13 protein-coding genes are annotated in these 13784 nt (G+C 64.8%); 3 read left to right on the top strand and 10 right to left on the bottom strand.

Annotated features, from left to right (window positions below):
* Window positions 1-153 precede the first annotated feature (153 nt).
* Window positions 154-927 (top strand): 3-oxoacyl-ACP reductase FabG, encoded by a 774-nt coding sequence (gene fabG, locus BR71_RS01775; protein ID WP_043631705.1) that lies wholly within the window; start codon window positions 154-156, stop codon window positions 925-927.
* Here the strand turns inward: fabG and BR71_RS01770 are convergent.
* Genes BR71_RS01770 through BR71_RS01745 form a run of 6 tightly spaced genes read right to left on the bottom strand, consistent with a single transcriptional unit; the run spans window position 924 to window position 7063 of the window.
* Window positions 924-1355 carry a GNAT family N-acetyltransferase gene (locus BR71_RS01770; RefSeq protein ID WP_043590648.1) on the bottom strand — a complete coding sequence of 144 codons (432 nt, stop codon included), beginning with the start codon at window positions 1353-1355 and terminating at the stop codon, window positions 924-926. The genes fabG and BR71_RS01770 overlap by 4 nt on opposite strands.
* A complete protein-coding gene (locus tag BR71_RS01765) occupies window positions 1352-2272 on the bottom strand; it encodes an EamA family transporter (RefSeq protein ID WP_043631702.1) in 921 nt (306 codons plus the stop codon). The genes BR71_RS01770 and BR71_RS01765 overlap by 4 nt, the downstream gene beginning before the upstream one ends.
* A complete protein-coding gene (locus tag BR71_RS01760) occupies window positions 2269-3546 on the bottom strand; it encodes an aspartate aminotransferase family protein (protein WP_052370253.1) in 1278 nt (425 codons plus the stop codon). Before BR71_RS01760 ends, BR71_RS01765 begins: the two co-directional genes overlap by 4 nt.
* Window positions 3530-5020, bottom strand: coding sequence for a hypothetical protein (locus BR71_RS01755; protein WP_043631701.1), 1491 nt, complete (start codon window positions 5018-5020; stop codon window positions 3530-3532). The genes BR71_RS01760 and BR71_RS01755 overlap by 17 nt, the downstream gene beginning before the upstream one ends.
* Window positions 5021-5062: 42 nt before the next feature.
* The gene (locus tag BR71_RS01750; protein ID WP_043631698.1) at window positions 5063-6064 is read right to left on the bottom strand and encodes a TenA family protein; all 1002 of its coding nucleotides are present in this window, start codon (window positions 6062-6064) and stop codon (window positions 5063-5065) included.
* 9 nt (window positions 6065-6073) lie between these two features.
* Window positions 6074-7063: an iron-containing redox enzyme family protein gene (locus BR71_RS01745; protein WP_043631696.1), complete on the bottom strand. Its 990-nt coding sequence runs from the start codon at window positions 7061-7063 to the stop codon at window positions 6074-6076.
* Window positions 7064-7654: 591 nt separating this feature from the next.
* Here BR71_RS01745 and BR71_RS01740 point away from each other — a divergent pair.
* Complete coding sequence (locus BR71_RS01740) at window positions 7655-9250, top strand: ABC transporter substrate-binding protein (RefSeq protein WP_043631694.1); 1596 nt, start codon at window positions 7655-7657, stop codon at window positions 9248-9250.
* 52 nt (window positions 9251-9302) lie between these two features.
* On the opposite strand, the gene BR71_RS01735 is transcribed toward BR71_RS01740, so the two are convergent.
* The 3 genes from BR71_RS01735 to BR71_RS01725 form a co-directional block, all read right to left on the bottom strand.
* Complete coding sequence (locus BR71_RS01735) at window positions 9303-9776, bottom strand: hypothetical protein (RefSeq protein ID WP_052370252.1); 474 nt, start codon at window positions 9774-9776, stop codon at window positions 9303-9305.
* A 465-nt stretch (window positions 9777-10241) separates the two neighbouring features.
* Entirely contained in the window at window positions 10242-11252 is a 1011-nt protein-coding gene (locus BR71_RS01730; RefSeq protein ID WP_081862505.1) for an arginine deiminase-related protein, read from the bottom strand.
* 103 nt (window positions 11253-11355) lie between these two features.
* Window positions 11356-12471, bottom strand: a complete 1116-nt coding sequence (locus BR71_RS01725; protein ID WP_043631691.1) for a succinylglutamate desuccinylase/aspartoacylase family protein — start codon at window positions 12469-12471, stop codon at window positions 11356-11358.
* 119 nt (window positions 12472-12590) lie between these two features.
* On the opposite strand from BR71_RS01725, the gene BR71_RS01720 reads away from it, so the two are divergent.
* Window positions 12591-13064: an Lrp/AsnC family transcriptional regulator gene (locus tag BR71_RS01720; RefSeq protein ID WP_019101901.1), complete on the top strand. Its 474-nt coding sequence runs from the start codon at window positions 12591-12593 to the stop codon at window positions 13062-13064.
* Here BR71_RS01720 and BR71_RS01715 read toward each other — a convergent pair.
* Window positions 13056-13784, bottom strand: coding sequence for an ABC transporter permease (locus BR71_RS01715; RefSeq protein ID WP_019101900.1), 729 nt, complete (start codon window positions 13782-13784; stop codon window positions 13056-13058). The two genes, BR71_RS01720 and BR71_RS01715, sit on opposite strands and share 9 nt — an antisense overlap.

Genomic DNA, 13784 nt, shown 5'->3' with positions numbered 1-13784 from the left:
AAGGCGAAAACGGCTGAGAAAGTGGAATGTACAAGTGGTACATCCGCATTTCGAAGCGGGTTTCAACACCGTATCGCCGACGCGCAGCAGATTGAAAACAGGTTCTAACAAACGCCATCGCCTCTCTTCTCACTCGTTCAAGGAGACCTACCCTTGTTGACCCCGCTTAAGGATAAAAGCGTACTCATCACCGGCGGCACCGCCGGCATCGGCCTGGGCCTGGCCTGGGCTTTCGCCCGCGCCGGCGCGCGCGTGGCTATCAGCGGCCGCAGCCGGGACAAGCTGGACGCCGCGCTGGCCCTCCTGCGCGCCGAAGGCCTGAACGCGTCCGGCCATATCGCCGACGTGGGCCGCCCCGAGGATGCCGCCCGCCTGATGGCGGACACCGCGACGCAAAACGGCTTGGACGTGCTGTGCTGCAATGCGGGCGTATTCCCCTCCGCGCCGCTGGAGAGCATGAGCGCGCAGGAGTGGGACCAGGTGCAACACACCAATGTGCGCGGCAACTTCCTCTGCGTGCAGGCGGCGCTGCCCTATCTGCGTCAAGCTGAATACGGCCGCGTCATCCTGACCTCCTCCATCACCGGCCCGGTCACCGGCTACGCCGGCTGGAGCCATTACGGCGCCAGCAAGGCGGCGCAACTGGGCTTCATGCGCAGCGCGGCGCTGGAGCTGGCGCGTGACGACATCACCATCAACGCGGTGCTGCCGGGCAATGTGCTGACCGAAGGTTTGCGCGAGCTGGGCGAGGACTACCTGGACAAAATGGCCGCGGCGGTGCCGCTGCGGCGGCTGGGCAGCGTCGACGACATCGCCAACGCCGCGCTGTTCTTCGCCAGCAAGGAGGCGGGATTCATCACCGGCCAGACCCTGATCGTTGACGGAGGCCAGGTCTTGCCGGAGTCGCTGGACGCGCTGGCCGGCTAGCCCTGATAGACATCCGGCCGGTGCAGCTCCATATAGCGTTCCGGATGCTCCAGCGCGGCGAAGCCGAACGGCCGGTACACCGGATGCGCGTTGGAAGTCACCAATACGATGCGCCGCAGCCTGGCCAAGGCCGGCTCGGCGGCGACGCATTGCATCAACTGGCGCGCATAACCCCGCCCGCGGCATTCCGGCACCACGAACACATCGCATAGATAACCGAAGGTGGCCAGATCGGTCACCACGCGGGCAAAGCCCACCTGCCGTCCGTCCAGATACGCGCCGAAGCACAACGAGCCTGCGATCGCCTGCTCCACGGTGGCGCGAGGAATGCCCTTCGCCCAGGGGGCGTGATCATGGAGAAAAGCGTGGATCAGCGCCACGTCCAGCCTGTGCTTGTCGGTGGAGATGTCCAGTTCCGGCTTTCTCATCGCGGCGCGGCTCCCTTGCTCAGGTGGACCCGCGCCAGCCAAGCGCGCAAGACGCCCAGTTTGCCCGCGTAGGTGTTCAGCGCCAGCGCCGCCACGATCAAGGCCGACGCGACAATGCTGAGCGCGTCGTAGCGCTCGTTCAGGATCAGATAGCCGCCCAGCAGGCCGAACACCGGGCTGAGCAGCGAAAACGGCGCCACCAGCGTGGCCGGATACAGGCTGAGCAGTTTGCCCCAACTGCCCAGCGCGAACAGCGTGCCGATCAAGGCCAGGAACAACAGCGCCAGCGTGGCGGTCCAGCCGAAGCCGGCCAACGCGGCCCAAGCCGCCGCCGGGCCGCCCTCCAGCGCGAAGGACAGCAGCAGCAGAGGCAGCGGCGGCACCAGGCTCATCCATACGGTGAAGGCGAACATGTCCACTTTGCCGGCCCGCTTGAGCTCCACATTGCCCCAGGCGAAGCCGGCCGAGCCGATCAAGGCCAGCACCAGCGGCAGCAAGGGCAAGGCGTCATGATAACGAGCGTAGCCCAATAGCAGCACGCCCAGCAGCGCCAGCGCCATCACCGCCTTTTGCAACCGGGATCGCGTCTCGCCCAATAACAGGCTGGCCAGCAGCAAAGTGATGAACACCTGCAACTGGGCCAGCACCGACACGATGCCGGCCGGCATGCCCAGCTTGATGGCGGAGAACAGACAGGCGAACTGGATCACGCCCAGGCACAGCCCGGCGCGCAAATACCAGCGCCAAGGCAAGGACGGCCGCGAAAACCACCAGGCCCCGGCGGCGAACACCACCACGAAGCGTAAGGCCGCCAGCAAAAGCGGCGGGCACTCGGTCAAGCCTATCTTCACCACGATGAAGCTGAGGCCCCAGATGGCCGCCACCAGCACCGCCAGCAATACGTGTCCTATCTTCATGATGTCGTCGCCTCTTGCTCCAGCGCGGCGATCGCGCGCCGGCAAGCTTTCAGGAAAAAATCCAACTCCGTCTCCGCCACGTTCAGCGGCGGCAGCAAGCGCAACGCGGCGGCGTCGTGGGCCGCCGGCGCCGTCAGCGCGCCTTCTTGCAGCAATTGCAGCCACAGCAGGCCGGCCGCGCCCTCGCCCAGCCGCTCTTGCGCCGCCGGGCCGGCGCGCAGCGCCAGCATCAATCCCACGCCCTCCAGCTCAAAACCCTCCAGCCCGGCTCCGCGCCAGCGTCGCCGCAAAGCTTCGCCGCGCTCCCGCGCCCGCGCCGGCGCGTCCAATTGGCGCAGCAGGCTCAGCATGCGCAGTCCGCAGCACAACGCCAGCCGGTTGCCCCCAAAGGTGGAACCGTGGATCTTGGCGCAGCCGGGCCGGGCGAACACCGCCTGGTAAATATCTTCGCGAAACAACAGCGCCGACACCGGCAGCACGCCGCCGCTCAGGCCCTTGGCCGCAATCAGCATATCCGGCGCCGGCGCGCCCAGCGCCTGGTAAGCAAACCAGGCGCCGCAGCGGCCCAGGCCGGACAAGGCCTCGTCGTAAATCAGCCGCGCGCCGTGGCGGCGGCACAGTTCAGCCAGCTCCGACAAGGCCTCGCCGCGCCAAGCGCGCGCCCCGGCGCTGCCCTGCACCGGCTCCAACAGCACCGCGGCCACGTCGCCGCGCGCCAGTTCGGCCGCAGTCGCGGCCAGATCGCCCCAGGGCAGCACCGCGCAGTCCTCGCTCCTCGGCAGCCCCTGCCGCCAGAAATCGCTGCCCGCCAGGCTGGTGGCCTCCAGCGTAAGACCATGGAAGCCGCCGTCGAAACTCAGCGCGCGCCGGCGGCCGCTGGCCATGCTCGCCAGCTTCAGCGCGCCCTCAACCGCTTCGGCGCCGGTGCTGGCGAACAAGGCCTTGCCGTCGGCGAAGCCTGCCAGCGCCAGCAGTTCCGCAGCCAGATCGCCGGCCAAGGCGGAAAACCCCAGCGGATGGAGATTGGGCGCGGGATCGAACAGGTCTTCGGCCAAGCCGGCCAGCAAGGCTTGCGGCCGATGGCCCAATACCGCCGCGCCGTAGCCGGCGACGAAGTCCAGCCAACGCCGGCCGTCCTCCAGCCGCAGCCAGCAGCCCTCTGCCTCCAGCGGCCGGGCGTCCAGCCCGCATTGCCGCAACACGTCCAGCCAAGCCGGGTTGACGCTGGCCGCGTAGGCCGTTTGCGCTGCCTCGCGCTCAGCCGGCGACGGCATAGCCGTCCAGCGAGCAGACGGCCAGTTGCGACTGCGGGCCGTAAAAATCCGCCACCTGGTCCATCGCCCGCAGATTGAGCTCCAGCAGATACGCCAGATTGGCTAGCGCGCGCTGCTGCGTCAGCGGCGACAAGGCGCTGATTTCGCGGAAAAACAGCCGCGACAACGCCGCGTGATTAAGCTCGACGTTGAGATCGTCGTGGCGCTTGGCCACGCGCTGGTAATCGGAGCGAAACTCCACCAGCGATTCCAGCCGCTCGTGCACCGGGTTGTCCACGCCCAGCATGCCCTCGGTCACCATGATGGAGCTCAGATAGCCGATGGGATCGTAGCGACCCAACACGGTGAAGGCGTCGACATAGGCCTGAAACAGCGGCAACGGCAACGCCTGATCCAGCCAGGCCGGCGGCACCCCCAACGCTTCGCAGGTGGCGCGCTCGTAGACCTCGTGGCCCAGCTCTTCCTGGAAGTAACGGTAAACGCGTTGCTTCAGCGGGCTGCGCAGCCGCTTGGTCATCAACGGCGCGATGATTTCGACGAAGCGCTGAGTGACATGGTATTGCTCGATGAACAAGCCTTGCACCAAGGGACCGAAGCCGGCGTCCTCGGCGTTCACTCGGCTTACATAGCGCGACTCGCCCAGCTGGGCCAGGCCGTCCAGCGCAAACTGCTCGGCGCGGCGCATGAAGTTGACGCCGCTGTCCACCGTGGACGCCGGCTCCCGGCTGAGCAGCCTACGCCGCGCCTGAGGCTTGGGCGCCAGCAGCAGCAAGTCCGCCAGGCACAGCAAATAGGCTTCCAGATGCGCCGGGCAGTAGAAGCCGTCGCTGGCGGGGTCTTCCTCCGCGCGAGCCTCCCGGCGGCTGAGCCCGACAAAGCCGGCGCCGTCGGCAAAGCCGTTGAGCACCCGCCGCCACAGCGTCAGCGCCTGCGGCAGGTTGTCGGCCAGATACAGCTTTTGCAGGTAGAAGGTTTGCAGCGCGAAATTGTCACGCCACTCCGGCGCGCCCACATCGTCAATGCAAAAAGCGTCGGCCCGCGGCGCCGGCTCATCCAGCAAGCGCAGCATGCTCAGCACCACCGGCGCGTAAGCGCCGCGCGCGTCCGCGGCGGTGGCCGCCAACAACTTGTCTACGCAGCGCCGGATCAACTCGCTCCACTGCCTGCGCTGCCTCTCCAGCGCCGCCGGGTCCGCCGGCGCGTCCCGGATCAGCGACAAGGCGTCCAGTTGCTCCGCCAGCGACAGCTGCCAGGACGGCGCCGAACCGGCGTGGATGTCAAACCAAATCTCCGCGTCCGGATTGGCCATGGCCAGCACGCTGTCCAGCACCCGGCCGCCTTCCACGCCGGAAAACTGGATTTCGTACTCCTTGGCGTCCGCCGCCAGCACCACGGTCTGGCCGTCGTCGGCCAGGTGAGCGCTGAACGGCACCAGATGCGGCGCGCGATAATGGGTGACTTGCCAGGCTTCCATCGCTCTCTCCTTGACTGCCGTCTCGGGGGCTACTGCGGGGGCTTACAAATACAGCCGCGGCATCAAGGCGTCCGGCCGGCTGTAGTAATCAACGATTTCCTCATCCTGCAACGCCATGGTTTCTATGGTCAGCACCAGGTTTTTCTCCACTACCAGCTGCTCCTCGCGGCTGATGGCGCTGATGTCCTGCAACAACTCTGCGGTGATGTCGTCGTGCCCCAGCGTGTCGTTTAGGTAGGCGTGGCGCAGCAGCGGCTCCCAAAAGCCCTTGTCCAGCCCGGCGCGCTCGCAGCAACGCACCAGCGCGCGGTTGAACTCGTCGCCGGGCATTTCGAACAGAAACAACACACTCTTGAACGACAACAAATGCTGACGCGCGAACACGCCCAGCGCCGCGCACAAGGCGAAGGTGGACGGCAGCGGCTGCAGGTGGTCCAGCCCTTCCACCTCCATATCCACGCTCGCCAGGCTTTCCGCCAGCATCTGGTCGTGATCCAGTTCCGACACCAGGAAGCGCTGGATGCTGCGCTGATTCTGCCGGCTGTCCGCGTGCGACAGCGCCGAAGCGATCAGGCCCGGCGCCGCGCGCACCAGATAGTAATACTCCAGCGCGTAGCCGATCAGCACATTGCGCGGCGCGCTGCCGTCGGACAACATGCCGTAAAGCCGGGAATGGCCGCGCTTGCGCATCGCCCGCTGCGCCAAGTTGCGCAGCCGGGTGTTGAATTCGCAGCCGGACAGCGCGTCGTCCGGCAATTCAAAGCTCGCCTCGGTCACCAGGCCCAGGCGGTCCAGCTCTTCCAGCAGACCGGGGATCGTCCCCGCCAGTTCGGGATGCGCGGCGCGCAACGCGGCCATGCTGGCCGGCGCGCGCTGCAGGTCGTCTAGCAAGGCCAGCAATTGCAGACGGCCTTCATCGGCCACTTGCAAATCGCAGGACTGCTCGCGGTACAGCAAGGCCACGCCGCCGTCCTGCTGCTGGATTTCCACCCCAGGCCGCAGCGCCGGAAAGCGGAACAGGTCATGGGTGCCGGGTCCGTGCATATTGCCTCCTCAGTAGTGCTCGATGCGGCGCAGCAAGGTGTCGGCGTGCAGATAGTGCCGCCAGACCGCGCTGTAGAAAGCGTCGTAAAGCTCGACGAATAAATGGGTTTGCGCCAACAAGCGCCGTGCCGTTTCCTGATCCACCACCGGAATCTGCGCGAATATCTTGCGGGTCAGGCTGCCGTGCTCGCCCTTCAGATTGATGTCCGAGTGCGCCTTCACCGGGCGCAGAAAATCCGCGTCCACGCCCAAACGGTAGGCGGCGTCCAGGAAGGAGTCCTGACGAATGTCCTTGCCTTCCAGAATGCCCAGCGTGGTGAAGAAGAACAGCGGATCGTTGTGCGACCAATACGCCAGCGCGTTGCACAGCGCCATGGTCTGCGGCAGGGGCACGGTGTGCGCCAGATCCTCGCGGCTGACGCCGATGCGGTTCAAGGCCTGCAACAGCAGCTCGTCGTGGCCGTATTCCTCGGCGAAGAAAGCGTTCATCGCCAGCCGCACCTGAGTATTGGGCACATAGGACAGCACCGGCGCGTCGAAATAGCTTTCGCGGAACAAAAAGTGATAGTTTTCAATCACCATGCCATGGAACACCCGCTCCGGGATGTCCCCCGGCTGGCTGGCGTTCTGGCAGTGGGTCCAGAATGGATTGCGGTACAGCGTTTGGTACAACAGGCGGTTGGACAGATCCTCCACCTCCAGAAGCACCTCCAGCCCAGTCTTGCCGCGGGCCGGCGCCAGCGGGCGGATGACACCGTAGTTTTCCAGGCTGACCAGCAGACGCCGCACTTCGTCGGCGGATTGACGCGGCAGAAGACGCTCCGCGTCCAACTGGCTGCAGCCCCCGGCCAGCCTAGCCATCAGCGCGCTGACCTCCTCCGCGTTGGCTAGGCCCGCGGAAATTTCCAACTCCTCGTCGCCGGCGGTCTTGACCACCAGCGGCGCCTGCGAAATCACCTCGCCGTTCAGACAAAAACGGAGATCGGACGGATGGGACACGAGGACGTCTCCTCTGAAAGATAAGCGCGGCCGCCGGCAAGCCGGCGGCGCGGAATCCGGGTCGGTCAGGGCTTTACGCCTGAAACGGCAGCCCCGCGATACCCGATTACAAGTGAACCGGTACCAGGACCGGACGCGGATTGCGGGGTTTGACCACGACCACCGCTTCTTGCGTGCTGGCTTGCATTTGGCTCTCCTTGGCTTAAGAGAAAACAAAAACGCCCTTTTGCAGGCTCTCCTATCTTATGCCTGTCGCCGCACCGCAGAAACGGCAAAAAACTGACACAAATAACTGTTTTTAAATGAGGTTTTTAAAATAAAGCGACGCCATCGAAACGGCGCATTGCGAATGCGGACGCGCCCGCGCCGCAGCGCACGATTGACGCCGGGCGAACAATCTATATGCTGGCAAAGTCTTCCGCTCCCTCCTCGGCCGCCGTTCCCTGCGTTGAACTCCACCCAAACGCACGTCGGTTCGCCAAACGGCGGGAATTGGACAGATAAACAAATAGAAAGCCCTAAAGGGCCTGCCAAGCACTCTCGAAGAAGGCGCTCGCCGCCCTTCATCGCTCTGCAAATAGGGAAATAGAAATGAAAATGACCCAACCGAAACTGTTGGCCGCGGCCTGCTGCGCCGCTTTCGCCGTATCCGTTCAGGCCGCCGGCACCCTGGTTTACTGTTCCGAAGCCAGCCCGGACGGTTTCGATTCCGCCCAGTTCACCTCCGGCACCACCTTCGACGCCGCCGGCCACGCCATGTTCGACCGCCTGGTGGGCTTTGAAAAAGGCTCGACCAAGGCCATTCCCAGCCTGGCCACCTCCTGGAGCGCCTCGCCGGACGGCAAGATCTACACCTTCAAGCTGCGCCAGGGCGTGAAGTTCCACACCACCGACTATTTCAAGCCGACGCGCGACTTCAACGCCGACGACGTGGTGTTCACCTTCATGCGCATGTTCGACAAGAACCACCCCTTCCGCAAAGCCTACAACACGGAATTCCCCTACGCGGTGGACACCGGCCTGGCCAGCAACGTCAGCGCGGTGGAAAAAGTGGACGCGCAAACGGTGCGCTTCGTGCTGAAGGAGCCGGACGCCGACCTGGCGATCAAGATCGCCATGCCCTTCGCCTCCATCCTGTCCGCGGAATACGCCGACCAACTGCTCAAGGCCGGCCGCGCCGCCGACATCAACCAAAAGCCGGTGGGCACCGGCCCCTTCATCTTCAAGCGCTACCAGAAAGACGCGCAAATCCGCTACGCCGGCAACAAGGCGTACTGGGACAAGGGCGCGGTCAAGGTGGACAATCTGGTGTTCGCCATCGCCACCGATCCCTCGGTGCGCTACCAGAAGATGAAAGCCGGCGAGTGCCAGATCATGTCCTACCCGCGCCCCAGCGATCTGGCGGTGATGAAGACCGACCCCAAGCTGAAGATGCTGACCGCGCCCGGCTTCAATATCGGCTACCTCAGCTACAACATGGATAAGCCGCAGCTGAAAAAACGCGAGGTGCGTCAAGCGCTGGACATGGCGATCAACCGCCAGGCCATCATAGACGCGGTCTACCAGGGCCAAGGCCAGGCCGCCAGCAATCCCTTCCCGTCCTCGCTGTGGTCCTACAACAAGAGCCTGAAGAACGCGCCCTACAATGTGGCCGCCGCCAAGGCGCTGCTGGCCAAGGCCGGTTACCCCAACGGCTTCGAGCTCAGCCTGTGGGCGATGCCGGTGCAACGGCCGTACAATCCCAACGCCAAGCTGATGGCGGAGATGATCCAGTCCGACTGGGCCAAGATAGGCGTGAAGGCCAAGATCGTGTCCTATGAATGGGGCGAATACCTGAAGCGGATGAAGCGCGGCGAGCACGATGCCGGCCTGATGGGCTGGACCGGCGATTACGCCAGCCCGGACAACTTCCTGGGCGTGCTGCTCAGTTGCGAGGCGGTGAACGGTTCCAACTACTCGCGCTACTGCGACAAAGAGTTCGACACGCTCGTGGTCAAGGCGCGCACCCTGAACGATCAGGCCGAACGCGCCAAGCTGTACTCGCAGGCGCAAACCATCTTCAAACGCGACCTGCCGTGGACCACCATCGCCCACTCCATCGTCAACCAGCCTATGCGCAAGGAAGTGACCGGCTTCAAGATCAGCCCGTTCGGCGACTATGAGTTTACCGGCGTAAGCGTGAAGTAAGCCCGCTCCAGGGCGCCGCCCGGCGGCGCCCTGAAACCCGTCTAGGCCACGCTTACATGCCGGCCGCTGCCAACAACTCCGATAACGTCAAACCGCTCAACTGCATCATCGCGGCGATGATGGCGATCAATACCGCAAGCAGCGCCAGCGCGAACAAGAGGCCAATTCCGGCTGCCCGCCATTTGGAAAACACCAAGCCGCCGCTTGCGCCGTGCGCGGCCAGCGTCGTCTCAAAACGTTGCTTGGCCAGCATTTGCATGACCACCGTCTGCGCAACGGTAAAAACCATGCCAGGCACACTGTCGGGCAAAACCAGGCTAAGCGCCAGCATCGCAAACAGCAGGCCGACACCCAAACCCCAGACCTTCTTTAACTGATCGCGCTGCCCCAGCATCTTGCAGTTTTCCGCCATCAGCCAAGCGCCTGCCAAGCTGGAGCCAATAAAAGTAGCAATCGCTACCCCCGCCGGACTGTTCAATTTATATGTCGGCGCGGTGTGGTCAGCGGTGAAGCCAATATCTGTCATGTCTTTTCCTCTTAAAAAATGACGAGAATATTAACAGTTTCTTGGCTACGCCGTGGCGGCTCATGCAGGCAAGCAGAATTTGAACTTGGCACTCGACATGCGAACTCCACTGCGCGTCGAAGACAAGCACTTCCACGCCTTCAACCTGGGCAATCCACACCACGTTAGTGTCCGCGTTGGCGCAACCACGTCTGCTGCCACGCTGTGTCCATTCGGATAGGCCGTGGCAGGGAACGCCTAGTGAGTTACCGGTCTTTAATCGAGTGCGCCCGTCTTCCAACCTTGTCACGCGCCTGTCCAAACATCGCCGTACAGGTTTCCAAGCGCTGACTTGGAGACCGCAATGACTCCCTTTTCCCCATCGACTTTCGTCCCCCCTGCCGCCCAACTTCGCCAGCTGTCCCAAACCCTTGACGCTCCCTCACGGCCAGCACAGAGTGTCGCTGGCCGTTGCCGGGACAGCCGCTAGCGGACGCGCGGCAGGAACAACTCGGCCAGCATGCAGCGGCAGCTGCCTCCGCCCACCGCTTCAATGGTGGGGATGGGGTTCACCACCGGCTGGCCGTGGCGCTCCAGCACTTTTTGCTGCGCAGGCGTGAAGCCCTTCCAAGCCTGCTCCGACATCGCGATCAGCGGCTGGCCGCCGGCCCCGCGCAGCTGCAGGATATTGCCGCAGAAGCTGCGTTCCACCTGGGCCAGGCTGATATCTATCACCTCGTGATGCTCACCCAGCGCGCTCAGCACTTGCCGCCGCTGCTCCGGCCGGTGCAGGCTTTCGGAACAGATCACCGCGAAGCCCTCGCCCACGCTCATCATCACATTGGTGTGGTAGATGGGGACGCCGCGGCTGTCCACGGTATCGAACAGGTGCACCGCCTCCAGTCCGCGCCGGCGCGCGTAACGATACAAGGCGCTCGGGTGGCAGCGCTGTGAACGCGCCGCGTACACACGCTTGCGCGGGTGATCGAACACCATCACCCCGGTGCCCTCCAAAATCAACTCCTCTTCCAGCGGATGGCCGGCCCACACCACTTGCTCCACGTCGTAACCATGGTTCAACAGCAATTGGCACAGCTCTTCCACTCGCCGCTCCCGACGGCGGTTCAGCGTGTGCATCGGATAGACGTGCAGGCTGCCGTCGGCGCTGGTGGTGAACCAGTTGTTGGGAAACACGGCGTCCGGCGTCGGATAGCCGTCCGGGCTTTTCTCCAGCACCAGCACTTCGACGCCGTGATCGCGCAGCCGCTGCGCCATGGCGTCGAATTCGGCCAGGGCCAGCGCGGTGATCTGGGCCGCCGGCAGTTGCAGCCGGTGCTGGAACACGTTGTCTGCCCCGGTTTGTTCATTGAAGGCGAAGTCGTGAGGACGCACCATCACAACGGCGCGGGCCAGTTGGCCTTGTCTCGCGCGGAGCCAGAGCGGCTCCAGATTTTCTTGCGGCGCCGCATCTGCGGCGGCGATAGCTTGGGCTTGCATGGTGGGCGACTCTTGGGTGGGTGGTTGCATGGCCGCCCGCGGGCGGCAAATCATTCTACTGACAGTACGCGTTCCGGCCATGCCGGAAACATGACGCTAACGTTCAAGCAAGCGACACGCGCGCGCCGGCGTCTGCCCGGCCCAGAATGCGGCACAACTCCATGCCGGCCTGGGCGTAGCGCAGCGGGTGACTGACGTAGAGCAGGCCCGCAGCCGGGCTGAGCACCGGCGTGACGCGGTTTTCCAGCGGGTCTATCAGTTCCAGCAGCGGTTGGCCGCGCTTGACCTCCGCCCCAACCGCGCAATGGCGCAGCACCAGGCCGGGCGTGGGCGCGCTCACGCTGGCCATGCCTCGCCAGGTCCACGGCTCGGGCACCGGCGGCGGCACAGCCGGCGCGGGGCCGCCGACGTGGCCTCGGAGTTGAAGATAGGCGTACAGCGCCTCCGCGTCCCGCCGCGCCTGGCCGTGGTCCAGATCGCCTTGCCCGCGCAGCTCCACCGTGGCCGCCACGCAGCCTAGTGGCAGCGGTTGCGCCGGCCCCAGTTCGCCGGCCAGCCGCCACCAACTCTGCCCGCAGGATTCCTCAAAGGTCGTGCCGCCCGGCGCCTCATTCAGCACTACCGCGGCCACGCCCAGATAACGCGCCAGCGGCTCCAGCGCCGGCCAAAACGGCGCGTCGGCGTATAAATGCAGCAACGCCTGGCTGTCGCAATGCAGGTCCAGCACCAGATCGCTGTCCAGCGCCAGCCGGCTGAGCTCCAGACGCAAAGCGTCCAGCTCCGTGACCGGCGTTTGCGCGTCCAGCGCGGCGCGCATCCGGGCGCGCACCGTCCGTAGATTGGCGTCGGCATCGTGACCCAGACCGGCTTCCAAACCGGCGAGCAGCAGCGGGTGGAAATCGGTGAAACGGCGATTGAAGTTTTCGCCGCTGCGCAGTTCGAAACGCCCCGGCTGCTGCTGTAACAAGGCCTGGGCCAGGCCGATGGGATTGGCCGCCGGCACCAGCACGATTTCGCCGCGCAGCAGGCCGGCCGCCTCGGCCTGGTCCAGCAGCCGGCGCAGATGGTGGATCACCAGCATGCCGGGCAGCTCGTCGGCGTGCAGGCTGGCCTGCAAATAAGCCTTCGGCCCGTCGCCGCGCCGGCCGTAGTGCAGACTCAGTAGTTCGCGCCGCAGGCCTATGCTGGCCTGCGGCAAAACCCGGCTGATGATTTCCATAAAGCGCCTTCCTTTTTCATGCCGTTCAATTGAAAAACCCATGGTGGTCGCGCCGCCTTGACACCACCGCCCGCCAAGGCTCAAATCAACGGACAGCCCCACCCATCCCGAAGCCCGCCATGAATGAGAAGAAACCGAGCCTGGACCGCATAGACCTGAAAATTCTCGCCGCCCTGCAAGAAGACGGCCGCATGTCCTTTCAACGGCTGTCCGAGCAGGTCAACCTGACGCCGCGCCCCTGCCTGGAACGCGTTCGCCGCCTGGAAAAAGCCGGCGTGATCCGCGGCTACCGCGCCGTGGTGCAATTGCCGGCGCCGGTTTACCCCGTCATCGTGGCGGCCCAGGTGGCGCTGGCCGATCACGCCTTGTCGCAACAAGCCTTCATCAAGGAGCTGCAGCGCAGCGAGGCCGTGCTGGATGCCTGGCTGGTGGCGGGCAGCTTCGATTTTCAGGTTCGCATCGGCTGCCGCGACATCCAGCAGTACCGCGAGCTGGCCGAACAATGGCTGGCCAGTTCCGCCTTCAAGATCGACAAGATCATCACCATCACCGAGCTGCAGGAGATCAAGCGCAGCGCCGGCCCTCTAGGCTGAGCGCGGCTGCAGGAATTTCAGCCAGCGCCGCTCCGCCTGGCGGAAGCTCGCCAGCAGCGCGAAGGTGCAGCCCAGGTAGATCGCCGCCGCCATCAGGAACGGGAAAAACGGCGCGTAAGTGGCCGCGTACAAGGCGCGCGCCACGCCGGTGACGTCCAGCAGCGTCACCGTGGACGACAAGGCGGTGGCGTGAAGCAGAAACACCATTTCATTGCTGAGCACCGGTATCGCGCGCCGTAGCGCGCCGGGTAGCACGATGCGGCGTATGGTTCGCGCCCGCGACATGCCGAAGGCCTCCGCCGCCATGATTTCCTCCCGCGGATAGGCGGCGAGCGCGCCGGCCAGAATCTCCTGGGCGTAGGCCGCGGTGTTCAACACATAAGCGAGCACGGCGCAGAAGGTGGCGTCGCGAAACAGCAGCCAGAACGGGTCTTCCGCCTGCCAGCCGTCTATCACCCAACTGAATTGCGACACGCCGTAGTAGATCAGCATCAATTGCATGAACAAGGGCGTGCCGCGAAAGAAATAACTGAACGCGGCCACCGCCCATCGCAACGGCGCCGGGCCGTAGACCCTGAGCAAGGCCAGCAGCACCGCCAACAGCATGCCCAAGCCGCCGGAGATCAGGAACAGCTTTGCGGTAACCGCCAGGCCGCTCCATTGGCCGCCGTCTCCCCACAGATAGCCGGGCAAAGCGCGCAGGATTTCGTCGAGCGTCAT

This window comes from Chromobacterium haemolyticum DSM 19808 (assembly GCF_000711885.1).
In the GTDB taxonomy this organism is placed as follows: domain Bacteria; phylum Pseudomonadota; class Gammaproteobacteria; order Burkholderiales; family Chromobacteriaceae; genus Chromobacterium; species Chromobacterium haemolyticum.
This window is presented reverse-complemented; position numbering and strand designations above follow the sequence as displayed.